The sequence below is a fragment of the Mixta sp. BE291 genome (assembly GCF_031457955.1).
Lineage (GTDB): Bacteria > Pseudomonadota > Gammaproteobacteria > Enterobacterales > Enterobacteriaceae > Mixta.
In genome coordinates this window covers 1-22,033 of record NZ_JAVDXN010000004.1, presented here as the reverse complement: position 1 = coordinate 22,033, position 22,033 = coordinate 1, and the positions used below count along the sequence as shown (strand labels likewise).

The window sequence follows — 22,033 nt, the reverse complement described above, 5'->3', positions numbered from 1 at the left end:
AGAAAGTCCCATTCAGACATCATCAGGTGGCACAAAAAGCTAAAGCGACTGAATAATCACCAGATGACGTTCGCCTTCTAACTGTGGAACGTTTAACGCCACGACGTCTGTCACCTTAAACTGCGGCGGTAATGCAGCAATTTCATCCGCAGGATGCTGCCCTTTCAACGCATAAAAGCGCCCTTCCCTGCCGGGAAGATGGTGACACCAGTTCACCATGTCGCTCAACGAGGCAAATGCCCGGCTGATCACGCCATCAAACGCCGGTTCGCCGCTAAAATCTTCTACGCGACTCTGTACCGGTTCAATATTCTGTAAGCCCAGCGAAAATTGCACCTGACGCAGGAAACGGATGCGTTTGCCGAGGCTGTCCAGCAGCGTGAAATGCGCATCAGGACGCACGATAGCCAGCGGGACGCCGGGTAATCCAGGACCGGTGCCAACGTCAATAAAGCGGTTACCGGTGAGCGAGGGGTTCACCACAATGCTGTCGAGAATATGGCGCACCAGCATCTCCTGTGGATCGCGTACCGACGTGAGGTTATACGCCTTATTCCACTTATGCAGCAGTTCAACATAGCCTACAAGCTGCTGTTTCTGCTGATCGGACAGAGAAATGTTGGCTGCGTTGAGCAGCTGAGTCAGTTTATTAATCACAAAATATTCCAGTCGCTAAAGGCGGAGCAGGCTTCTGGCAAAATTTACCTCAGCCATCAGCGTACGCATGTAAAAATAAGGCGGTTTCCCGCCTTATCATCAGGCGCTTTTACGCAACAAGCCTTGCTTTTTCAAGTAAATCAGCAAAATAGAGATGGCCGCCGGGGTAATACCGGAAATACGTGACGCCTGGCCAATCGACGTGGGTTTGTGATCGTTTAGTTTGGCGATCACTTCATTCGACAAGCCGTTAACGTTGCGGTAATCGAGATCCACCGGCAACAGGGTATTTTCATTGCGCTGCTGGCGATCGATCTCTTCCTGCTGACGCGCAATATAGCCTTCATATTTCACCTGAATTTCAACCTGTTCCGCCGCCTGCGGATCGGCAAGCGCCGGGCCAAAGCCTTCCAGCTCCATCAGGCGCGCGTAAGTCAGCTCCGGACGACGCAGCAGATCTTCTCCGCTCGCCTCTTTGGTCAACGGCGTGTTCAGCGCCGCGTTTACTAGGTCGACATCCGCAGATTTAGGATGAACGTGGATATCACGCAGGCGCTGACGTTCCAGTTCAATGCTTTCCAGTTTCTGATTAAAGCGCGCCCAGCGCGCATCATCCACCAGGCCCAGTTCGCGCGCGGTTTCCGTTAAACGCAGATCGGCATTGTCTTCACGCAGCATCAGGCGATACTCGGCGCGTGAGGTAAACATGCGGTACGGTTCTTTGGTGCCCAGGGTGCAGAGATCGTCAACCAGTACGCCAAGGTAAGCCTGATCGCGACGCGGCGCCCAGGTCTCTTTATCCGCCGAGAGACGTCCGGCATTCAAACCCGCCAGCATGCCCTGTGCGGCCGCTTCTTCGTAACCGGTGGTGCCGTTAATCTGTCCGGCAAAGAACAGGCCCTGGATAAATTTGCTTTCCAGAGTCGGTTTTAAATCACGCGGGTCGAAGAAATCGTATTCAATCGCATAACCCGGACGTACGATTTTCGCGTTTTCCATCCCCTTCATTGAGCGCACGATTTGCATCTGCACATCAAACGGCAGGCTGGTGGAAATTCCGTTCGGGTAAATTTCGTTGCTGGTCAGGCCTTCCGGCTCAAGGAAGATCTGGTGCGCGTTACGATCGGCAAAGCGCATCACTTTGTCTTCGATCGACGGGCAGTAGCGTGGGCCGATCCCTTCGATCACCCCGGCATACATCGGGCTACGATCGAGGTTTTGACGGATCACCTCATGCGTTTGCTCATTGGTATGGGTGATGTAGCAGGGTACCTGCTGTGGATGCTGAGAAGCATCGCCCATAAACGAGAAAACCGGCATCGGGTTGTCGCCATACTGCGGAGCCAGCACGCTGAAATCGATAGTACGGGCATCAATGCGCGGCGGCGTGCCGGTTTTCAGACGGCTAACGCGCAGCGGTAGCTCACGCAGACGACGTGCCAGTGGGATCGAAGGCGGATCGCCAGCCCGGCCGCCGCTGTAGTTATCAAGGCCAATATGGATTCTGCCGTCGAGAAAGGTGCCGACCGTCAGCACAACGGCGCGAGCGCGGAACTTCAGCCCCATCTGGGTTACTGCGCCGACGACACGATCGTTTTCCACGATCAGATCCTCTACCGCCTGTTGGAAGATCATCAGGTTGGGTTGATTCTCCAGCGCGGTGCGTACCGCCTGGCGATACAACACCCGGTCAGCCTGCGCACGCGTTGCCCGCACCGCAGGCCCTTTGCTGGCGTTTAGTATCCTAAACTGGATGCCGGCACGATCGATCGCGCTGGCCATCAGGCCGCCCATCGCATCCACTTCTTTCACCAGATGTCCCTTTCCGATGCCGCCGATCGCCGGATTACAGGACATTTGTCCCAGCGTATCGATGTTATGGGTTAACAGCAGCGTTTGTTGACCCATCCGGGCCGCAGCCATAGCGGCTTCAGTGCCTGCATGACCACCGCCAATGACGATGACGTCAAAAGGATCGGGATAAAACATGGGAAATACCTCGTTAGTGTTCGGATCAGGGATCATTGCCCTGGGGCGTGGATTCTACTCAAATTCATAGCGTGACGAAAGCGTCGGGATCGCAGGGTAATTAATAGAAGATCTTTATTCTTTTAAAGATCTCTTTGTTAGATCTCTTATTAGGATCGCCATTTTCTGTGGATAAGCCGGGCTTTGCTTACCAGATCAAGCAGTTGTTGAGGATCATTAGCTGTGAATGATCGGTGATCCTGATCCGTATAAGCTGGGATCTAAATGGCCATTTATCCACAGCGCAAAAAAGCATCACGGGTTATACCTTGGATAACTACCGGTTATCAGACCCTTTCTAGCATGGTTATCCACAACTTACCCTGAGATCCTGGGATAAAAAGAGGAGAAAAAACTGGGGATCAACCGAAAAAAGTGCGGAGATCCCAGCTTCGATCGCGTCTTTTATAGCAGTGAGCGCCAGTTTTCCACCCAAACCTCGGCTGGATCTTCCGGGATCTCATGCTCGAGCACATTAATTTCCAGGCGCTCGCCGATACGTTTTGCCCCCAGGCTCACGATCAGCTGCTCAAACTGCTTAATGGCGCCGCAAAAAAGATCGTATTCACGGTTGCCAATGCCCACTGCGCCAAAGCGTACGCCTGCGAGATCCGGACGCTGCTGTTCCAGCGCTTCATATAAAGGCAGCAGGTTATCTGGCAGTTCGCCAGCGCCGTGGGTGGAACTGACAATCAGCCACAGACCATTTAAAGGGAGCGCATCCAGCGTCGGGCCGTGCAGCGTCTCGGTTGAAAAGCCCGCTTCTTCCAGCTTATCAGCTAGATGTTCGGCGACATATTCCGCACTGCCCAGAGTGCTGCCGCTAATAAGAGTGATATCTGCCATAGGTGCGATCCTGCAACGCGCGGTCATCAAGAGCGAGCATTGTACGCTGTGATCAGGCTGGGATCTACCTGTGGAAAACAGGAAGATTAATGTGGGTTAATGCGTGGATCCGCCTGTCCGGCGCGGCTCCACGATCGGGATAAGTTTATGCACAACTCAGGGCTTGATGGTACGCATGATCGGGTTCTGTAAGGAGATCAGCGTTTCGGTGGACTGGATTTCATCAATGGTCTGGATCTTGTTGATCAGCACCAGCTGTAGCGCGTCGATCGAGCGGCACATCACTTTAATAAAGATGCTGTAGTGACCGGTGGTATACCAGGCCTCCACGACTTCATCCAGCGCTTCCAGCTTCGCCAGCGCCGCCGGATAATCGCGGGCGCTTTTTAGAATAATGCCGATAAAGCAGCAGACGTCATACCCCAGCTTTTTGGGATCGATCTCGACGCGCGTGCCTTTAATAATACCGGCCTGGCGCATCTTCTCTACCCGCACATGAATGGTGCCGGGGCTGACATTAAACTGTTTGGCCAGTTCGGCATAGGCGGTACGGGCATTGTCCAGCAGCGCATTGAGAATACCGCGATCCAGATTATCGAGTTGTAGCGTTTCTGCCACGTTACGCTCCATGGTTGGCTAAGAATAAAGAGGGAAGGGACGTTTGCTGAGCCGGACAATAAGATGCGCGGCTGGCCTGAGGCATCCTACCGTTGCCGCCGCGGAAAGCAAAGGCAAACTGCCCTCAATGCTAACGCTGCCAGCGCCGCAGCAGGCGCTGCTTCAGGCCCGTATCGAAACGCCAGATGTAATCGAAAATGCGCAGAATGCCCGGCTTGCCGTGTGCCGACATCGCCACGGCATGAAAGCGCTGCTGCTGCTGTTGCTGTTGTTGCCTGAGCGTTTTGATCAACGTATCCGGCAGGCGTTGCGCGATAAAGTCTGAGACGATCACGGCATCCGCTTCCTGCCACGCTTTTCCCTGTAAGCGTTGCAAGACCGCCTCCAGACAGGCCGCAAGATCGGTGCCGCCGCGAAAGCGCTGGTTAAGAAAGCGGATCGCCTGCGTCAGGCCATCTTCCGCTGTGAGTTCATAACCCACGACCTGATGCGCAAACAGCATAATGTAGCAGCGGCGTTTGTCGGCCAGCGCCACTTTTAGCAGCGCAAGGCAGAACGCTTTTGCGCAGCGCTCATTAAAGCCGCCCATGGAGCCTGAGGTATCAACGCAGACAATAAACGGACCGCGCGGACACGCTTCCTGTTGCTGATGCGTGACCGGGCGCTGCGTTATTTTTTCATGCCAGCTTTCGCCCTGTAGGCGATAGGTCAGCAGGCGTTTCTCCACCAGCCGCCGGTAAAATTCCAGCTCCAGTTCGCTGATGCCCAGCGTTGCCAGCTCGGCAGGCAGCAATCGCAGCACATCTCCGCTTTGATGCAGGCCGTCAACTTCTTCCGGCACGCTGGCGGGTTCGCGTACCTGCTGACGCAACGCTTCCGGTGGCGCCTCTTCCGCCGGAGCCGCTTTCGCCGCGCGGCTGCGTCCCAGCTGTTGCGCCAGTTTCATCAGCTCCGGCTGTCCGGCAAGGAACTCGCCATATTCCACCAGCCGCTGATAATCCTGATGCTGTAACGGCGCGGCGCTCATATCCCACAGGCGACCGGCGGAAGCCTCTTCGTTCTCGGTCAGGAGCGGTGCCAGCTGCCCGCTGAGAGCCATACGCCGTTGCAGTTCAGCCAACAGCGCTTCGCGCTGGTGCTCCAACAGCTGTTCGTTAAGCGTCATGGTTTGCAGCGTCAGACTGAGCCGCCAGCGCTGAAGAAACAGCATATGCTGCGCCGGACTTAACTGCTGGCTGTCGCTGTTATCCACCAGCATCCGCGCCTGAGCGGCAAAAGGCGAAGCCAGCGTATCCAGCTGGGTTAACAGCTCGGGCAATGCAGCGGTGAAATGCGGCGGATCGAGGGTTTGATGATGCTGAAACAGAGTAAATTCCTGGGTCAGCGCAATGGGCACCGGCGTTGCTTTTAGATGCGCAACGATCTCCGCTTTCCAGCGTGGCATATCACGCATCAGCGCCTGTTTCATGCCAGGAAATTTTTCAAAAAACAGCACCAGCTGCGGCGTAGCCAATAGCGCAATCACCAGATCTTCAACCAGATCCCCTTCGCTAATCGATAACAGCGCGCTGAGCGTATCAAGAGAGATCATCGTCTGGCTTGTTTTAGCTGTTCGGCCACATCCTGCAGGCTGTTTTCAATACGGGCCAGCCAGTCATCGCTGATAAACAGGCAGCGTTGATACTGCGTAAAGAGCGAGCGCTGGCTGCGCAGCTGGTCTTCCAGCTCATCCAGCGCCGCGCTGATTTCCGCTGGCAGTGTCTTCTGCTCAACGTTGCCCGGCAGTGTCAGCCGCGATGACTGTAGGCTAATATCGCGTAGCGCCAGGCAATCGCTACTATCCACCTGTAAATCCAGCGTCTGGGCGAACCCGATGCCGTTCAGCTTGCCGCGCACCTCACCACCTTTTTGCAGCCACTGTTGCAGCGCGTCACGGGCGATGGTGACATGCGTGACCTGCATCTCATGCAATACCAGCGGCTGTTGCAGCATCAGCGTCAGCGACTCGGCGGTCAGCGAAGCGGGAAGCTCATAATGCGCTTTACGGCTGAACATTCCGCCATGCTTTTCCAGCCGAATCGCCTGGTCGAGGCTTTGCTGCTGCGCCAGCGCCATGCGCCGCGCTTTAATATGCTGCAGGCGAATCAGCATAGGCTGCTGCTGCCACGCTTCCTGCGTCATTAACGTTTCGATTTCACGATCCAACAGCTTCATTGAGGGCAGATCGTGCCAAAGGCAATCTTTCAGCAGAATCAGATCGATCGGCGCAATGGCCTGTCGGCCGCTGAAAAAAGCGCACGCCTGCAACAGATGAATCGCCTTTTTCCAGCGACGGTCGGAAATATAGGGCGCATCCGGTAAGGTTTCCAGCCGCTGACGCAGCTGATAAACCAGTTCAAATACCGGCTCCGGCAAAGCAACCTGGCTGATGCTTGCCTGCCACTGGTGGTACTCTTCGTCACTGATGCACAGCGTGCTGTCGACGGGATTCGCGTTTTCATCCTGTTGATGAACCAGCATGTTACGAAAGTTATGCTTTTCATGGACGTTATCCAGCCACAAGCGAATCAGCATACGATCGTAAAGCGCCTCCAGCCCGCTGTCCGCTTCGGGCAGTTCGTTAGAGGCGGTTACCAACAGACGCATAGGAATGGGTTCTTCGCTGTCGCCGTTGCGAAAGCGGCGCTCATTGATGGCGGTGAGCAGCGTATTGAGAATGGCCGGCCCTGCTTTCCAAATCTCATCCAGAAAAACGATTTCGGCGTCAGGCAGATAGCCTTTGGTCAATCGTTGATAGCGGCCTTCATCTTTCAGCGCCTGAATAGAAAGCGGGCCGAACACTTCCTCCGGCGTGGAGAAGCGCGTCATCAGATATTCAAACGCACGCGCATGCTGAAAAGCGAATTTCAGGCGACGGGCGATCAAACTTTTGGCGATGCCCGGCGGGCCCAGTAAAAAAACGCTTTCCCCGCTGAGCGCGGCCAACAAGCAAAGGCGAATAGCGTGGTGACGTTCATATAAGCCTTTTTCTAACGCATTGCTGAGACGTGAAATTCTTTCCGCCAGTAAATGTGGTTGAGCCATAATCAGTCAATTATCCTGTCACTACTGCACATGCTATACCCGGTTAGCGCGTGCAAACACTACGAGCTATCATGCTTGAAAGCGTTGATAGTCGTCAGCTTTTTTATTGTGAAACGGTGAAGCGACGCTTTTATTGCCCAAAATTGTCAAAAGCTGCTCAGGCGTGGGGGGTAGGCTTTTACAGAAAACCAGGCATACTGTGCGCTTTTGGATGGCATGAGCCGGGCGCAGAGATGCGTCACTTCGCTCCAACAAAAGATAACCTTATGAGCTCTGATAAGAAGCAGCCTCTCGCCGCCGTCACGCTGGCGGCAATTGGGGTGGTTTACGGGGATATTGGTACCAGTCCGCTTTATACCTTACGTGAATGCCTGTCCGGGCAGTTTGGTTTTGGCGTAGAGCGCGGAGCCGTATTTGGCTTCCTGTCGCTGATTTTCTGGTTACTGATTTTAGTGGTGTCACTGAAATACATTAGCTACGTCATGCGCGCCGACAACGCCGGTGAAGGCGGCATTCTCACGCTGATGTCGCTGGCGGGCCGCCATACCGGCGGACGCGCTACCGCGGTGCTGGTGATTATGGGGCTGATTGGCGGCAGTTTCTTTTATGGCGAAGTGGTGATTACGCCCGCGATCTCGGTGATGTCGGCAATCGAAGGGCTGGAAATCGCTGCGCCCTCGCTGGATACCTATATTGTACCGCTGTCGATTACCGTGCTGACGCTGCTGTTTATTATTCAGAAACATGGCACCGGCATGGTCGGTAAGCTGTTCGCGCCGGTGATGCTGTTGTGGTTTGGCGTTTTGGCGGTGCTGGGCGCACGCAGTATTTTTCACAATCCCGAGGTGCTGCAGGCGCTAAATCCGGCCTGGGCGGTGCATTTCTTTCTGGAATACAAACAGGTCTCTTTCTTTGCGCTGGGCGCGGTGGTGCTGTCGATTACCGGCGTGGAAGCGCTGTACGCCGATATGGGGCACTTCGGTAAAATACCGATTCGTCTGGCCTGGTTTAGCGTCGTGGTGCCGTCGCTGGTATTGAACTACTTCGGTCAGGGCGCGCTGCTGCTGGAGCATCCCGAGGCGATTAAAAACCCCTTTTTCCTGCTGGCGCCGGACTGGGCGTTGATCCCCATGTTGATTCTGGCGACGCTGGCCACGGTAATCGCCTCGCAGGCGGTGATTTCCGGCGTCTTCTCTCTGACGCGTCAGGCGGTGCGCCTGGGCTATCTGCCGCCGATGCGTATTATTCACACTTCGGAAGAGGAGTCCGGCCAGATCTATATTCCGGTGATTAACTGGCTGCTCTACTATGCGGTGCTGATTGTGATCATCAGCTTTGAGCATTCCAGTAATCTGGCGGCGGCTTACGGTATCGCCGTGACCGGCACCATGATCCTGACCTCGATTCTGGTCTGTACGGTGGCGATTAAAAACTGGCACTGGAATCGTCTGCTGGTGGGCTGCATCCTGCTGGGGCTGCTGTGTATCGATATACCGCTCTTTTCCGCCAACCTGATCAAGATTTTTTCCGGTGGTTGGCTGCCGCTCTGCCTGGGCCTGGTGATGTTTATCATCATGACCACCTGGAAAAGCGAGCGTTTTCGTCTGCTGCGCCGTATGCATGAGCATGGCAACTCGCTGGAGGCGATGATCGCCTCGCTGGAGAAATCGCCGCCGGTACGCGTGCCGGGCACCGCCGTTTATATGTCGCGTGCGCTGAATGTGATTCCCTTTGCCTTGCTGCATAACCTGAAGCATAACAAGGTGCTGCATGAGCGCGTGGTGCTGTTGACGCTGCGCACTGAAGATGCGCCTTACGTGCATAACGTCCGCCGCGTGACCATTGAACAGCTTTCGCCAACTTTCTGGCGCGTGGTGGGCAGTTACGGCTGGCGGGAAAAGCCCAATATGGAAGAGATTTTCCACCGCTGCGGACTGGAAGGGCTTAACTGTCGGATGACGGAAACCTCGTTTTTTATGTCGCACGAAGCGCTGATTATCGGCAAACGGCCCTGGTATCTGCATCTGCGCGGCAAGCTGTTCCTGACCTTGCAGCGTAATGCGCTGCGCGCGCCCGATCAGTTTGAGATCCCGCCGAACCGGGTGATTGAGCTGGGCACGCAGGTAGAGATTTAGCAGCAAATATGGCGTTCAGGTAACAAACCAGGAAAAAGATGGCCGGATTTATGCGCCTGTCAGGCACCCTGTGCTGTACTTAGGGGCATCTGTTCGAGCCATTAACCCACGAGGGAAATCCGATGAAGAAGCATGCTGCAATGGTTGCAATTGTCGCTCTGTTTACGATGCCGGTGCTGGCGGCACAGCCCGGCGGGTTTGTCGATCCGAATGCGCCACAGAATCAGCAACCTGCCAGGAAGGGCGGCTTTAAAGGGCCGCAAAATGTGGTCACGGTAAAAGAAGCGAAAGAGCTGAAGGATGACAGCTGGATTACCGTACGCGGCAATATCGTTAAGCGCCTGAGCGATGACAACTATCTGTTCCAGGATCCAACCGGTACGCTTTCCGTGGAAATCGAGGAGGAAGACTGGAAAGGCCAGAACGTTGCGCCTGGCGATAAAGTGGAATTGCAGGGCGAGCTGGATAAAGCCTTTAATGATGCGCAGCTGGATGTTAAACAGGTGCGCAAAATTCAGGGCTGATGTTCGACGTTCAGCTGCTGCGTTAGCGTATCCAACAGATGCTGTAACGTCGGTGAGCGATCCCAGCGTCGCCAGGCCAGCGCAATATCGGTGGTCAGCGACGCTTCCTGACAGGGATGGTAGCTGATATTCGGCATGGCGACGCAGCTGAGCGAGTGCGGCACCAGCGCAAAGCCAAAGCCCGCTGAGACCATGCCGATTATCGACGAGAGCTGCGGCGCATGCGGGCCGGTTTGTGGCTGAAAGCCCGCCCGCACGCAGGCACTGATAATCGACTCATACAGGCTGGGCGCGATCTCGCGCGGAAACATCACCATCGGCGTATCGCTGAGCTGCGCTAATGAGATCTTCTTTTTTGCGCTGAGCGGATGAGCGTCATGCAGAACGATTTGCATCTTCTCGCTGGCGATCAGCTTCAGGTTAAACGCTTTGCTGGTTTCACAAGGCAGGCGGACAAAAGCGGCATCCAGTAAACCTTCCTGCAAATCCTGCATCAGCGACGACATACTCGCCTCGCGCGGCAACAGCGTGACCGAAGGAAACTGCTGCTGGAAGGTCTGAAGCAGACGAAAAATATCCTGATGAAAGGCGACGGAACTGGCAAAACCCAGCGACAATTTTCCTGTCACGCCACGCGCAATCCCTTTCGCTTTTTCCAGCGCATGCCCGGTTAAATCAAGAATCTGACAGGCATCCTGATAAAACGCTTCACCCGCTTCGGTTAACTCCACGCCGCGCGTCAGCCGCTTTAGCAGCGGCGTCCCAATTTCTCGCTCCAGGCGCAATATCTGCTGGCTTAACGGCGGCTGAGAAATACCCAGCATTTCCGCCGCGCGCGTAAAGTTACGCGTCTGTGCAACGGCGACGAAATAACGAAGATACCGTAGTTCCATATCTAAAACGTCTCAAAGTGAAGTGCTTTCTATATTGGATTCTCCCACTGAATCGCGCCAACATATAGTTAAACAGTGTTAACCTTTGGTGTGAAGGGGATAATCATGTCACATTCTGTAACTGATTGTTCGTGCGAGGAACAGCTTGCTGAAACCATCAGTACACTGCGCAATGAACAACCAGAAAGCGTAATCTATCAGACCTCGCTAATGAGCGCCTTGTTGAGCGGGGTTTATGAAGGTTCCCGAACCATTGCCGACCTGCTGAAAAAAGGGGATTTCGGTCTGGGTACCTTTAACCATCTCGATGGCGAAATGATCGCCTTTAACCGTCAGGTGTATCAGCTGCGTTCCGACGGCAGCGCCAATGCGGCTCAGCCTCACCAGCGTACACCCTTTGCTGTGATGACCTTTTTCCGTCCCCAGTATCAGCATCGTTTTGACGGCGTGGCCGATCGTGATGCGGTGCATGAGATCATTAATCAGCAAATCACTTCAGATAACCAGTTCTGCGCGTTGCGTATCGACGGCCGCTTCCAGCAGGTGCAGACGCGTACCGTACCCTGCCAGCATCGCCCTTATAAACCGATGATGGAGGCGATTGAACAGCAGCCGACCTTCCATTTTAACCAGCGCGCAGGGGTGCTGATTGGCTTCCGTACGCCGCAGTATATGCAGGGCATTAACGTCGCGGGCTACCACGAACACTTTATTACGGACGATCGTCAGGGCGGCGGGCACGTACTCGATTATAGCCTGGAGTCCGGCGTGCTGACCTTCGGCGCTATTAGCAAGCTGGTGGTCGATCTGCCGGAAGATCGTGACTTTTTACAGGCCAATCTTAACCCGGACGATCTCGACAGCGCCATTCGCGCCGTAGAAAGCTAAATCCCGCCACAGGAGAAAAAATGAAAAGCGATATGCAGAAAGAATGGGCGCACGGCGCCGATTTGATTGTCGCCCAGCTTGAGGCGCAAGGCGTGAAACAGGTGTTTGGTATCCCTGGCGCTAAAGTGGATAAAGTTTTCGATTCGCTGGTGGATTCCACCATTCAAACCATTCCGGTGCGCCACGAAGCCAACGCCGCGTTTATGGCCGCCGCGGTTGGACGTTTGACCGGCAAAGCGGGCGTGGCGCTGGTCACTTCCGGGCCCGGCTGCTCCAATCTGATTACCGGTATGGCCACGGCGACCTCAGAAGGCGATCCGGTGGTGGCGCTGGGCGGGGCGGTGAAACGTGCGGACAGCGCCAAGCTGGTTCATCAAAGCATGGATACCGTTGGGATGTTCCGTCCGATCACCAAATATGCTGTAGAAGTTGGCGCGCCGGATGCGCTGGGCGAAATCATCGCGAACGCCTTCCGCTATGCGGAACTGGGTCGCCCCGGCGGGGCGTTTATCAGTCTGCCGCAGGATATCGTTGACGGGCCGGTACGCGGCAACGTGTTGCCGCCTGCGAACGAACTGTTGCTCGGCTCCGCGCCGGACAGCGCCATTAGTCGCGTCGCTGACAAAATCGCTAGCGCGAAGAACCCGATCATCCTGCTGGGTCTGATGGCCAGCCAGCCGCACAATGCGCAGGCGTTGCACCGCCTGCTGGAGCGCAGTCATATTCCGGTTACCAGCACCTATCAGGCGGCCGGTGCCGTATCGCAGTCGCACTTTTCGCGTTTCGCCGGGCGTGTCGGCCTGTTTAATAATCAGGCGGGCGATCGTCTGCTGCGTCAGGCGGATCTGATTATCACTATCGGCTACAGCCCGGTGGAATATGAACCGGCAAAATGGAACAGCGGTCACGCTGAGCTGGTACATATTGATGTGCTACCGGCGGAAACCGACAACTGCTATCAGCCGGATGCCGAACTGATTGGTGATATCGCCGCCACGCTGGATAAACTCGCCGGACGTATTGGCTCGCCGTTGCACCTCAGCCCTGAGTCTGCGGAAATTCTTAAAGATCGCCAACATCAACGCGAACTGTTAACAATGCGTGGCCATCAACTGAACCAGTTTGCGCTGCATCCGCTGCGGATCGTGCGCGCCATGCAGGACATTATTAACAACGATGTAACGCTCACTGTTGATATGGGCAGTTTCCATATCTGGATTGCACGCTACCTTTATAGCTTCCGCGCTCGTCAAATCATGATCTCTAACGGACAGCAAACCATGGGCGTAGCGCTGCCGTGGGCCATCGGGGCCTGGCTGGTGGATCCGAGCCGCAAAGTGGTGTCGGTATCGGGCGACGGCGGCTTTATGCAGTCCAGCATGGAGCTGGAAACGGCGGTGCGCCTGAAGGCGAATGTGTTGCACATTATTTGGGTCGACAATGCTTACAACATGGTGGCGATTCAGGAAGAGCAGAAGTATCAGCGCCTTTCGGGCGTGAACTTTGGTCCAATCGATTTTAAAGCCTACGCGCAAGCTTTTGGTGCCGCTGGTTTCGCGGTGGAAAGCGCCGATCAGCTGGAGCCTATCCTGCGCCAGGCGATGGATGTAGAGGGGCCTGCGGTGGTTGCGGTGCCGGTGGATTATGCCGACAACCCCAAACTGATGGGGCAGCTGCATCTGAGCCAGATCCTGTAATAACGGTTTATCAACTCAGCAAGGAGCAGTTATGAAAAGCAAAGTTGCACTAGTGACCGGTTCCGGTCAGGGCATTGGTAAAGCTATCGCGCTGCGGCTGGCGAAGGATGGATTTGCTGTCGCGGTCGTGGATTACAACGCTGAAACCGCGCGTCAGGTCGCCGATGAGATTAATCAGCAGGGCGGTAAAGCGATTGCGCTGAAGACAGATGTCTCCGATCGCGATCAGGTATTCGCAGCGGTTGAGCAGACTCAGCAGCAGCTGGGCGGCTTTGACGTTATCGTGAATAACGCGGGCGTCGCGCCGACCACCTTGATTGAAGATATTACGCCGGAAATCGTCGATAAGGTGTACAACATCAACGTGAAAGGCGTGATTTGGGGCATTCAGGCCGCGGTTAAAGCCTTTAAAGCGCAGGGGCACGGCGGCAAAATCATCAATGCCTCTTCGCAGGCGGGCCACGTTGGTAACCCGGAACTGGCCGTTTACAGCTCCAGCAAGTTCGCCGTGCGCGGCTTAACCCAGACCGCCGCGCGCGACCTGGCGCCGCTGGGCATTACCGTTAACGCTTACTGTCCAGGCATTGTCAAAACGCCCATGTGGGATGAAATCGACCGTCAGGTCTCTGCCGCAGCGGGCCAGCCGTTAGGCTACGGCACCGCCGAGTTTGCTAAACGCATCACGCTGGGCCGTCTTTCTGAGCCGGAAGATGTGGCTAACTGCGTTGCTTTCCTGGCAGGCCCGGATTCAGACTACATGACCGGCCAGGCGCTGCTGATTGATGGCGGCATGGTCTTTAGTTAATCCCTTGCGACGGGCCGTCATCGGCCCGTTTCGTTGCCTAAATCAAATTTCCCCGCGCATCAGCGAAACGTTTCGATAGCGATCACAGTTTCGCGACCTTCCTGTTGTCATCCTCTCAGCTTTTTCTGACACTCCCGTCTGGCGAAACGTTTCGCTCAGGAGCGCATCATGAAAAAAGGCACCTTACTTAACGCTGAAATTTCCACGGTCGTGGCTCGTCTTGGGCACACCGACAGCCTGACGATTGGCGATGCCGGACTGCCGATTCCCGCCGGACCACAGCGTATCGATCTGGCGATAACGCACGGCATTCCGAGCTTTTTACAGGTGACGCAGGTCGTCACGCATGAAATGCAGGTAGAAAGCGCCATTATTGCCGAAGAGATCCGCACGCATAACGCCGCGCTGCACAGCGAGCTGATCGCGCTGCTGGACGTGCTGCAACAGCAACAGGGCAACCAGATCGCTATCGCCTATGTTCCTCATGAGCAATTTAAAACCTTAACGCAACGGAGCCAGGCGGTGATTCGCAGCGGGGAATGTACGCCCTACGCGAATATTATCCTGACCGCTGGCGTGACCTTCTGAGGCTGCTATGCAACCGCTACTGCAACTAAAAGGCATCGAAAAATCCTTTCCCGGCGTGAAAGCGTTGAATGGCGCGTCGCTTGCCGTTTACCCCGGCCGGGTCATGGCGCTGGTCGGCGAAAACGGCGCGGGCAAGTCCACCATGATGAAAGTGCTGACCGGCATCTATAAACGCGACGCCGGATCGTTGCAGTGGCTGGGCGAAGAGACCCACTTCAGCGGGCCAAAAGCGTCACAAGAGGCGGGCATCGGCATTATCCATCAGGAACTGAACCTGATTCCGCAGCTCTCCATTGCGGAGAATATTTTCCTCGGGCGCGAGTTCGTGAACGCTTTTGGCCGTATCGACTGGAAAAAGATGCATGCCGAAGCGGATGCGCTGCTTAAACGCCTTAACCTGCGTTTTACCAGCCATCGGCTGGTGGGCGATCTCTCCATTGGCGATCAGCAAATGGTGGAAATTGCCAAGGTGCTCAGCTTTGAATCAAAAGTGATCGTCATGGATGAGCCCACTGATGCGCTCACCGATACTGAAACGGTGTCGCTGTTCCGGGTGATTAATGAACTGAAAGCGCAGGGCTGCGGCATTGTCTATATCTCGCATCGCATGAAAGAAATTTTTGAAATTTGCGATGACGTCACGGTGTTCCGCGACGGCCAGTTTATCGCCGAGTGCAGCGTCGCTACGCTGACGGAAGCCTCGCTGATTGAAATGATGGTGGGGCGCAAGCTGGAAGATCAATATCCCCGTCTGGATAAAGCGCCGGGCGAGATCCGTTTGCAGGTCGAAAACCTCAGCGGGCCGGGCATTGAGGATGTCAGCTTTACGCTGCGCAAAGGCGAGATTCTGGGCATTTCCGGGCTGATGGGCGCGGGACGCACCGAACTGATGAAAATGCTGTACGGCGCGCTGCCGCGTAGCGCGGGCAAAGTGGTGCTGAACGGACGCGCAATCAATGTGCGTACACCGCAGGATGGCCTGGCGAACGGCATCGTTTATATCTCTGAAGATCGTAAGCGTGATGGCCTGGTGTTGGGAATGTCGGTAAAAGAGAACATGTCGCTGACCGCGCTGGGTTATTTCAGCAACGGCGGCGGCGGCCTGAAGCACAGCGCCGAGCAGCTGGCGGTAAGCGATTTTATTCGCCTGTTTAATATCAAAACGCCCGGCATGGATCAAACCATTGGCCTGCTTTCCGGCGGCAATCAGCAGAAAGTCGCTATTGCCCGAGGTCTGATGACGCGCCCTAACGTCCTGATTCTGGATGAGCCCACGCGTGGCGTGGATGTCGGCGCCAAAAAAGAGATTTATCAGCTGATCAACCAGTTTAAAGAAGAGGGGCTGAGCATCATTCTGGTCTCTTCTGAAATGCCGGAAGTGCTGGGAATGAGCGATCGCATTCTGGTTATGCATGAAGGCCGCCTGAGCGGCGAATTTTCCACCGAACAAGCCACGCAGGAAGTCCTGATGGCTGCCGCCGTAGGCAAGCAACACAGCGAGGAGTTAGCCCATTTATGAGTACCCAATCCTTACCCGCTCGCCGCCGCTGGTTCAGCAAGGCCTGGCTGCTGGAGCAGAAATCGCTGATTGCGCTGATTGTGCTGATCGCCGTGGTGGCCAGCCAGAGCCCGAACTTTTTTACCGTGAATAACCTGTTCAATATTCTGCAACAGACCTCGGTGAACGCCATTATGGCGGTAGGCATGACGCTGGTTATTCTCACCTCCGGCATCGACCTTTCCGTTGGCTCGCTGCTGGCGTTGACCGGCGCGGTCGCGGCCTCGATTGTTGGGCTGGAAGTGAATGCATTGCTGGCCGTTGCCGCCGCGTTGGGACTGGGGGCCGCGATTGGCGCGCTGACCGGCACCATTGTGGCGAAGGGGAAAGTGCAGGCCTTTATCGCCACGCTGGTAATGATGTTGCTGCTGCGCGGCGTCACCATGGTCTATACCGATGGCAGCCCGGTAAATACCGGCTTTAATGATAATGCCGATCTCTTTGGCTGGTTCGGGATTGGCCGTCCGCTGGGAATTCCGACGCCGGTCTGGCTGATGGCGGTGGTGTTCCTCGCCGCCTGGTACATGCTGCATCATACGCGCCTGGGCCGCTATATTTATGCGTTGGGCGGAAACGAAGCGGCAACCCGGTTATCAGGCATTAACGTCAACCGCGTTAAGATCATTGTTTATGCGCTGAGCGGGATGCTGGCGGCGCTGGCGGGCACCATCGAAGTGGCTCGTCTCTCTTCCGCGCAACCTACCGCAGGCACCGGCTATGAGCTGGACGCCATCGCCGCGGTAGTGCTGGGCGGAACCAGCCTGGCGGGCGGTAAAGGACGCATTATGGGCACGTTGATCGGCGCGCTGATCCTCGGCTTCCTGAATAATGGCCTCAACCTGTTGGGCGTCTCTTCCTACTATCAGATGATCGTCAAAGCGGTGGTGATTTTGCTGGCGGTGCTGGTGGATAACAAAAGCAGTAAATAGCGCTTACCTCTAAGGATATAAAGATGAAAATGACAAAACTGACGGCACTGGCGGTATTACTCGGTGCCACCCTCAGCGCCAACGCCCTGGCAAAAGATACCATCGCGCTGGTGGTTTCTACCCTGAATAACCCCTTCTTCGTGTCACTGAAAGAAGGCGCGCAGAAAGAAGCCGATAAGCTGGGATACAACCTGGTGGTGCTGGACTCGCAGAATAACCCGGCGAAAGAGCTGGCCAACGTACAGGATCTGACCGTACGCGGCACCAAATTGTTGCTGATCAACCCCACCGACTCGGATGCGGTAGGGAATGCGGTTAAAATGGCGAACCAGGCCAATATTCCGGTGATTACGCTGGACCGCGTTGCGGCGCAGGGCAAGGTGATCAGCCACGTGGCGTCAGATAACCGTTTCGGCGGCAAAATGGCCGGAGACTTTATCGCCAAAAAGCTGGGCGAAGGCGCCAAAATCATTGAGCTGCAGGGCATCGCCGGCACCTCCGCCGCACGTGAGCGTGGCGAAGGGTTTAAACAGGCTTCCGATGCGCATAAGTTTCAGATCCTGGGTAGCCAGCCTGCCGACTTCGATCGCACCAAAGGTTTGAACGTGATGCAGAACCTGCTGACGGCGCATCCGGATGTGCAGGCGGTATTCGCGCAGAATGATGAAATGGCGCTGGGTGCGCTACGCGCATTGCAAACTGCCGGCAAATCTGATGTGGTGGTGGTGGGCTTCGACGGCACCGCTGATGGGGTTAAAGCCGTAGAAGGCGGCAAACTGGCCGCGACCGTGGCGCAGATGCCGGAAAAAATTGGTCAGGTAGGCGTACAGATCGCGGATAAAGCGTTAAAAGGCGAGAAAGTACAGGCTATCAATCCGGTTGATCTGAAGCTGGTCACCAAATAACAAAGAAAAGCATGGCAACGCGCCACCGTTCAGGTGGCGCACTTTTCTGGATGAACCCCGAATGACGCAATCCGCTAAACTCGCTGTACTTGGCAGTATTAATGCCGATCATATTTTAAATCTGTCACAGTTCCCGCGGCCCGGTGAAACGGTGATCGGGAAACAGTATCAGGTGGCTTTTGGCGGTAAAGGCGCGAACCAGGCGGTTGCTGCCGGTCGCAGCGGCGCAGATATCGCATTTATCGCCTGCGTGGGCGCGGATGATATTGGCGAACGTATTCGCCAACAGCTAGCCGCTGACCGCATTGATACCTCTCCCGTTACGGTTATTGATGCCGCCACGACTGGCGTCGCGCTGATTTTCGTCAACGGCGAAGGTGAAAACAGCATTGCTATTCATGCCGGAGCAAACGCGGCGTTAACGCCAGAGGTTGTTGCGCAGCACCAGCAGGTGATCGCTGACGCCTCCGCCTTGCTGATGCAGCTGGAATCACCGCTGGAAAGCGTGCTGGCAGCGGCGAAGGTAGCCCGACAGCATCAGACACGCGTTATTTTGAATCCCGCACCGGCGGCGCCGTTGTCAGATGCGCTGTTGGGGCTGGTGGATATGATTACGCCTAACGAAACTGAAGCGGAAATGCTGACCGGCATTGCGATAAAAAGCGATGAGGATGCGGCGCGGGCCGCCGCCGTGCTGCATGAGAAAGGCATCGCGCAGGTGCTGATTACCCTCGGTAGCCGTGGCGTTTGGCTCAGTGAACAAGGAAAAGGACAGCGCATTCCTGGCTTCCGCGTGCAGGCGGTGGATACCATTGCCGCCGGGGATACGTTTAACGGCGCGTTGATTACCGCGCTGTTAGAACAGCAGCCGATGGCGCAGGCGGTGCGTTTTGCCCATGCCGCCGCGGCCATTGCCGTGACGCGTCCCGGCGCGCAACCGTCCGTGCCCTGGCGCGAAGAGATCGACCGCTTTTTACAGCAGCAGGGGTAAGCGGATTGGCTACCATGAAAGATGTCGCTCGTTTAGCGGGCGTCTCGACCTCCACGGTCTCGCACGTCATTAATAACAGCCGTTTTGTCAGTGAAGCGATTAAGGAAAAAATCGAGGCGGCGATTCATGAACTCAACTATGCGCCCTCTGCGTTAGCGCGCAGCCTGAAGATCAATCAAACCCATACCATTGGTATGTTGCTTACCGCCAGCAGTAACCCGTTTTATGCCGAAGTAGTGCGGGGCGTGGAAAACAGCTGCTACGAGCGCGGTTACAGTTTGGTGCTCTGCAATACCGAAGGCGATGAAGAGCGCATGAATCGCAGCCTGGAAACCTTGCTGCAAAAGCGCGTCGATGGTTTGCTGATCATGTGTACCGAAAGCCATCTCCCTTCTGCCGATATTCTGACGCGTTATCCAGGCATCCCTTCGGTGATGATGGACTGGGCGCCCTTCGACGGCGGCAGCGATATTATTCAGGACAATTCGCTGCTCGGCGGCGAGCTGGCGGCGAGCCATCTTATCGCGTGCGGTTATACGCGCATCGCCTGCATTGCCGGGCCGCTGGATAAAACCCCGGCGCGGCTGCGGCTGGAAGGATTTAAGCAGGCAATGGTCGCCGCCGGTCTGCCTTTACCTGCAGAATACATCGTTAATGGCGATTTTGAGTTTCAGGGCGGATATAACGGTATGATGGCGCTGCTGGCCTGTAAATCGCCGCCGCAGGCGGTATTTACCAGCAATGACGCGATGGCCGTGGGGGCTTATCACGCATTGTATCAGGCAGGGTTACGCGTTCCTGACGATATGGCGGTGATGGGATATGACGATATTGAACTGGCGCGCTATATGACGCCACCGCTCACCACCATTCATCAGCCAAAGGATGAACTGGGCGAACTGGCGATCGATACGTTAATTCATCGCCTCAAATCGCCCGGCGGCAGCCAGCAAAGGCTGGTGCTGACGCCGGAGCTGATCGAACGACAGTCAGTGGTGCAACGTTAAACTTTTTTACGGCGCTTTTCGCGATCGCTAATCAGGTGGCGTCCATCACCTGGTTTTAACAGCATAAATACCAGCGCCGACAGCACGGTGACCACGCCCATGGTCAGGAACGTAGAGTGGAATTGTTCAACCGTGGTACCGCCGAAGTTTTCATAGAAACGCAGTACCGCGGCGCTCACCGCCACGCCAAAACCGATCGCCAGCTGCTGGGTTACCGCCAACATGCTGTTGCCGCTGCTGGCATTCTCATCGGTCAGATCGGCCAACGTGATGGTATTCATGGCGGTAAACTGCGTGGACATCGCCATTCCCAGCAGAAACAGCGGCAGCAGCAGAACGTAAATTTGCTCGCCCGGTGACTGCAGCGCAAAGCTGGCAATAAACAGACCGATGATTATCGTAATCGCGACCAGCGTAGTGCGGTAGCCCAGCTTGCGCAGCACGCCGGTGACCGTGGATTTAGCCAGCATTGACCCAATCGCCGTCGGCGCCATCATACAGCCAGCAATAATCGCCGAATAACCAAACCCTACCTGCAGCATCAGCGGCATAAGGAAAGGAACGCAGCCGGTGCCAAGCCGGGAAGCCACGTTCCCCAGAATACCGATAGAAAAGGTGCGCGTCTTAAACATGGGCAGGCCAATCAGCGGCGTAGGATGACGGCGCGCATGTACTATATAAAGAAGCAGTAAGAGTATGCCCGCCAGCAGTACGGCGGTGGCGACCATACTGGCGACGATTTTCTCCCCGAACAGCTCTATTCCGCATGACAGTAGCACCAGACCAAATCCGAACAGCATAAAGCCCAACAGATCGAAGCGGCGACGCGGCGTGGTGAAGTCCGGCATATATTTGCGCGCGTAGACGATACCCAGAATGCCGATAGGAATGTTTATCAGGAAGATCCAATGCCACGAGGCGTAGGTCACCAGGATGCCGCCCAGCATGGGACCCACTACCGGGCCGACCAGCCCTGGCAGGGTAACAAAGTTCAATACCGGTAACAGCTCGCTGCGTGGATAGGCTCTTAACAGAGCAAGGCGCGCTACCGGCATCATCATCGCTCCGCCAATTCCCTGAATAATGCGTGAGACAACCAGCATCGTTAACGAGCCGGAAAGCGCGCAGATCAAAGAACCAAAGGTAAAGAGGAAAACGGCAACGATAAACACCTTACGCGTACCGTAGCGATCGGCCAGCCAGCCACTGACCGGGATTAACATTGCTACCGTCAGGGTATAGCTGATCACCGCAGACTGCATAGCAAGTGGAGAGCGCTGGAGGCTGTCGGCTATTGCCGGAAGGGCGGTGTTCAATATTGTTGCGTCGAGTGACTGCATGAAAAAAGCCATCGCAGCAATCCAGGGGAGGCCGGCCATACTGCGCGCAGATTTGATCATCAAGCATCCTTCTTCTTTATTGTTTACGCGGGGAAAAACAAAAATCAGCAGAGCAATAGAGAATAGCACCAGCCGGAGAACGACATGTGGACAAAAGCGGGTAATGCAAAACGGCTTTTAGGCTAAGATGTGTGCAATGGGCGGCTGCTATTTGCGCATTTGGCGAAAAAAGAAACGCTCAGTCATTTTTTTTAAATTAGCGCTTGCGAGGTTCTGAGAACTCCCTATAATGCGCCTCCACTGACACGGCAAAGCAGCTTAGGCAGCGTCGAGTCAGGCGGTTCAGCGAAGTCTGAATCGCCGGAGAAAAACTTCTGAAAAAGAGGTTGACTCTGAAAGAGAGTAGCGTAATATACGCCACCTCGCGACAACGGCAACAAACGCTGGTCGCACCGCTCTTTAACAATTTATCAGACAATCTGTGTGGGCACTCACGGACGGGATATCGCAAAAAATATTGCAGTATCAAGTCTCAGAGTG

19 protein-coding genes are annotated in these 22,033 nt (G+C 55.5%); 11 read left to right on the top strand and 8 right to left on the bottom strand.

The genetic code is table 11. The annotated features are described in order from the left end of the window. Positions 1-39: 39 nt before the first annotated feature. From rsmG to ravA, 6 genes are all read right to left on the bottom strand, one after another. Complete coding sequence (rsmG, locus tag J2X14_RS10245; protein WP_352411118.1) at positions 40-657, bottom strand: 16S rRNA (guanine(527)-N(7))-methyltransferase RsmG; 618 nt, start codon at positions 655-657, stop codon at positions 40-42. A gap of 99 nt (positions 658-756) precedes the next feature. Continuing rightward, complete coding sequence (gene mnmG, locus J2X14_RS10240; RefSeq protein WP_352411117.1) at positions 757-2,646, bottom strand: tRNA uridine-5-carboxymethylaminomethyl(34) synthesis enzyme MnmG; 1,890 nt, start codon at positions 2,644-2,646, stop codon at positions 757-759. A 444-nt stretch (positions 2,647-3,090) separates the two neighbouring features. Next, positions 3,091-3,531 carry an FMN-binding protein MioC gene (gene mioC, locus J2X14_RS10235; RefSeq protein ID WP_352411116.1) on the bottom strand — a complete coding sequence of 147 codons (441 nt, stop codon included), beginning with the start codon at positions 3,529-3,531 and terminating at the stop codon, positions 3,091-3,093. 156 nt (positions 3,532-3,687) lie between these two features. After that, complete coding sequence (gene asnC / locus J2X14_RS10230; RefSeq protein ID WP_352411115.1) at positions 3,688-4,161, bottom strand: transcriptional regulator AsnC; 474 nt, start codon at positions 4,159-4,161, stop codon at positions 3,688-3,690. Positions 4,162-4,279: 118 nt separating this feature from the next. Further along, on the bottom strand, positions 4,280-5,740 hold the full coding sequence (viaA, locus tag J2X14_RS10225) for an ATPase RavA stimulator ViaA (protein WP_352411114.1): 1,461 nt from the start codon (positions 5,738-5,740) through the stop codon (positions 4,280-4,282). After that, positions 5,737-7,233 carry an ATPase RavA gene (gene ravA / locus J2X14_RS10220; RefSeq protein WP_352411113.1) on the bottom strand — a complete coding sequence of 499 codons (1,497 nt, stop codon included), beginning with the start codon at positions 7,231-7,233 and terminating at the stop codon, positions 5,737-5,739. Before ravA ends, viaA begins: the two co-directional genes overlap by 4 nt. 266 nt (positions 7,234-7,499) lie before the next feature. Here ravA and kup point away from each other — a divergent pair, with 266 nt between their 5' ends. Beyond that, a complete protein-coding gene (kup, locus tag J2X14_RS10215) occupies positions 7,500-9,368 on the top strand; it encodes a low affinity potassium transporter Kup (protein ID WP_352411112.1) in 1,869 nt (622 codons plus the stop codon). A 122-nt stretch (positions 9,369-9,490) separates the two neighbouring features. Continuing rightward, positions 9,491-9,892 carry a YgiW/YdeI family stress tolerance OB fold protein gene (locus J2X14_RS10210; protein WP_352411111.1) on the top strand — a complete coding sequence of 134 codons (402 nt, stop codon included), beginning with the start codon at positions 9,491-9,493 and terminating at the stop codon, positions 9,890-9,892. On the opposite strand, the gene J2X14_RS10205 is transcribed toward J2X14_RS10210, so the two are convergent. Next, positions 9,883-10,785, bottom strand: coding sequence for a LysR family transcriptional regulator (locus tag J2X14_RS10205; protein ID WP_352411110.1), 903 nt, complete (start codon positions 10,783-10,785; stop codon positions 9,883-9,885). The genes J2X14_RS10210 and J2X14_RS10205 overlap by 10 nt on opposite strands. A gap of 105 nt (positions 10,786-10,890) precedes the next feature. Here J2X14_RS10205 and budA point away from each other — a divergent pair, with 105 nt between their 5' ends. The 9 genes from budA to rbsR all read left to right on the top strand — a co-directional run bounded on the left by budA (position 10,891) and on the right by rbsR (position 20,153). Continuing rightward, a complete protein-coding gene (gene budA, locus J2X14_RS10200; protein ID WP_352411109.1) occupies positions 10,891-11,673 on the top strand; it encodes an acetolactate decarboxylase in 783 nt (260 codons plus the stop codon). 20 nt (positions 11,674-11,693) lie between these two features. Continuing rightward, positions 11,694-13,370 (top strand): acetolactate synthase AlsS, encoded by a 1,677-nt coding sequence (gene alsS, locus J2X14_RS10195; protein WP_352411108.1) that lies wholly within the window; start codon positions 11,694-11,696, stop codon positions 13,368-13,370. 31 nt (positions 13,371-13,401) lie between these two features. Continuing rightward, positions 13,402-14,175 (top strand): (S)-acetoin forming diacetyl reductase, encoded by a 774-nt coding sequence (locus J2X14_RS10190; protein WP_352411107.1) that lies wholly within the window; start codon positions 13,402-13,404, stop codon positions 14,173-14,175. Between the two features lie 168 nt (positions 14,176-14,343). Beyond that, positions 14,344-14,763 carry a D-ribose pyranase gene (gene rbsD, locus J2X14_RS10185; RefSeq protein ID WP_352411106.1) on the top strand — a complete coding sequence of 140 codons (420 nt, stop codon included), beginning with the start codon at positions 14,344-14,346 and terminating at the stop codon, positions 14,761-14,763. Between the two features lie 7 nt (positions 14,764-14,770). Further along, positions 14,771-16,282 (top strand): ribose ABC transporter ATP-binding protein RbsA, encoded by a 1,512-nt coding sequence (rbsA, locus tag J2X14_RS10180; RefSeq protein ID WP_352411105.1) that lies wholly within the window; start codon positions 14,771-14,773, stop codon positions 16,280-16,282. Next, positions 16,279-17,250, top strand: coding sequence for a ribose ABC transporter permease (gene rbsC, locus J2X14_RS10175; RefSeq protein ID WP_352411104.1), 972 nt, complete (start codon positions 16,279-16,281; stop codon positions 17,248-17,250). Before rbsA ends, rbsC begins: the two co-directional genes overlap by 4 nt. Positions 17,251-17,273: 23 nt before the next feature. Next, positions 17,274-18,155, top strand: coding sequence for a ribose ABC transporter substrate-binding protein RbsB (gene rbsB, locus J2X14_RS10170; protein ID WP_502889991.1), 882 nt, complete (start codon positions 17,274-17,276; stop codon positions 18,153-18,155). A gap of 61 nt (positions 18,156-18,216) precedes the next feature. Then, positions 18,217-19,146 (top strand): ribokinase, encoded by a 930-nt coding sequence (rbsK, locus tag J2X14_RS10165; RefSeq protein WP_352411103.1) that lies wholly within the window; start codon positions 18,217-18,219, stop codon positions 19,144-19,146. A gap of 5 nt (positions 19,147-19,151) precedes the next feature. Then, positions 19,152-20,153 carry a ribose operon transcriptional repressor RbsR gene (rbsR, locus tag J2X14_RS10160; protein ID WP_502889990.1) on the top strand — a complete coding sequence of 334 codons (1,002 nt, stop codon included), beginning with the start codon at positions 19,152-19,154 and terminating at the stop codon, positions 20,151-20,153. Here rbsR and mdtD read toward each other — a convergent pair. Further along, positions 20,150-21,553 carry a multidrug transporter subunit MdtD gene (gene mdtD, locus J2X14_RS10155; protein ID WP_352411101.1) on the bottom strand — a complete coding sequence of 468 codons (1,404 nt, stop codon included), beginning with the start codon at positions 21,551-21,553 and terminating at the stop codon, positions 20,150-20,152. The genes rbsR and mdtD overlap by 4 nt on opposite strands. Positions 21,554-22,033 lie beyond the last annotated feature (480 nt).

What these genes read in the sequence shown, in the direction of transcription:
- mnmG (WP_352411117.1), bottom strand. Translation starts at nt 2,646, where the DNA reads ATGTTTTATCCCGATCCTTTTGACGTCATCGTCATTGGCGGTGGTCAT.
- mioC (WP_352411116.1), bottom strand. Translation starts at nt 3,531, where the DNA reads ATGGCAGATATCACTCTTATTAGCGGCAGCACTCTGGGCAGTGCGGAA.
- asnC (WP_352411115.1), bottom strand. Translation starts at nt 4,161, where the DNA reads ATGGAGCGTAACGTGGCAGAAACGCTACAACTCGATAATCTGGATCGC.
- viaA (WP_352411114.1), bottom strand. Translation starts at nt 5,740, where the DNA reads ATGATCTCTCTTGATACGCTCAGCGCGCTGTTATCGATTAGCGAAGGG.
- ravA (WP_352411113.1), bottom strand. Translation starts at nt 7,233, where the DNA reads ATGGCTCAACCACATTTACTGGCGGAAAGAATTTCACGTCTCAGCAAT.
- kup (WP_352411112.1), top strand. Translation starts at nt 7,500, where the DNA reads ATGAGCTCTGATAAGAAGCAGCCTCTCGCCGCCGTCACGCTGGCGGCA.
- J2X14_RS10210 (WP_352411111.1), top strand. Translation starts at nt 9,491, where the DNA reads ATGAAGAAGCATGCTGCAATGGTTGCAATTGTCGCTCTGTTTACGATG.
- J2X14_RS10205 (WP_352411110.1), bottom strand. Translation starts at nt 10,785, where the DNA reads ATGGAACTACGGTATCTTCGTTATTTCGTCGCCGTTGCACAGACGCGT.
- budA (WP_352411109.1), top strand. Translation starts at nt 10,891, where the DNA reads ATGTCACATTCTGTAACTGATTGTTCGTGCGAGGAACAGCTTGCTGAA.
- alsS (WP_352411108.1), top strand. Translation starts at nt 11,694, where the DNA reads ATGAAAAGCGATATGCAGAAAGAATGGGCGCACGGCGCCGATTTGATT.
- J2X14_RS10190 (WP_352411107.1), top strand. Translation starts at nt 13,402, where the DNA reads ATGAAAAGCAAAGTTGCACTAGTGACCGGTTCCGGTCAGGGCATTGGT.
- rbsD (WP_352411106.1), top strand. Translation starts at nt 14,344, where the DNA reads ATGAAAAAAGGCACCTTACTTAACGCTGAAATTTCCACGGTCGTGGCT.
- rbsA (WP_352411105.1), top strand. Translation starts at nt 14,771, where the DNA reads ATGCAACCGCTACTGCAACTAAAAGGCATCGAAAAATCCTTTCCCGGC.
- rbsC (WP_352411104.1), top strand. Translation starts at nt 16,279, where the DNA reads ATGAGTACCCAATCCTTACCCGCTCGCCGCCGCTGGTTCAGCAAGGCC.
- rbsB (WP_502889991.1), top strand. Translation starts at nt 17,274, where the DNA reads ATGAAAATGACAAAACTGACGGCACTGGCGGTATTACTCGGTGCCACC.
- rbsK (WP_352411103.1), top strand. Translation starts at nt 18,217, where the DNA reads ATGACGCAATCCGCTAAACTCGCTGTACTTGGCAGTATTAATGCCGAT.
- mdtD (WP_352411101.1), bottom strand. Translation starts at nt 21,553, where the DNA reads ATGATCAAATCTGCGCGCAGTATGGCCGGCCTCCCCTGGATTGCTGCG.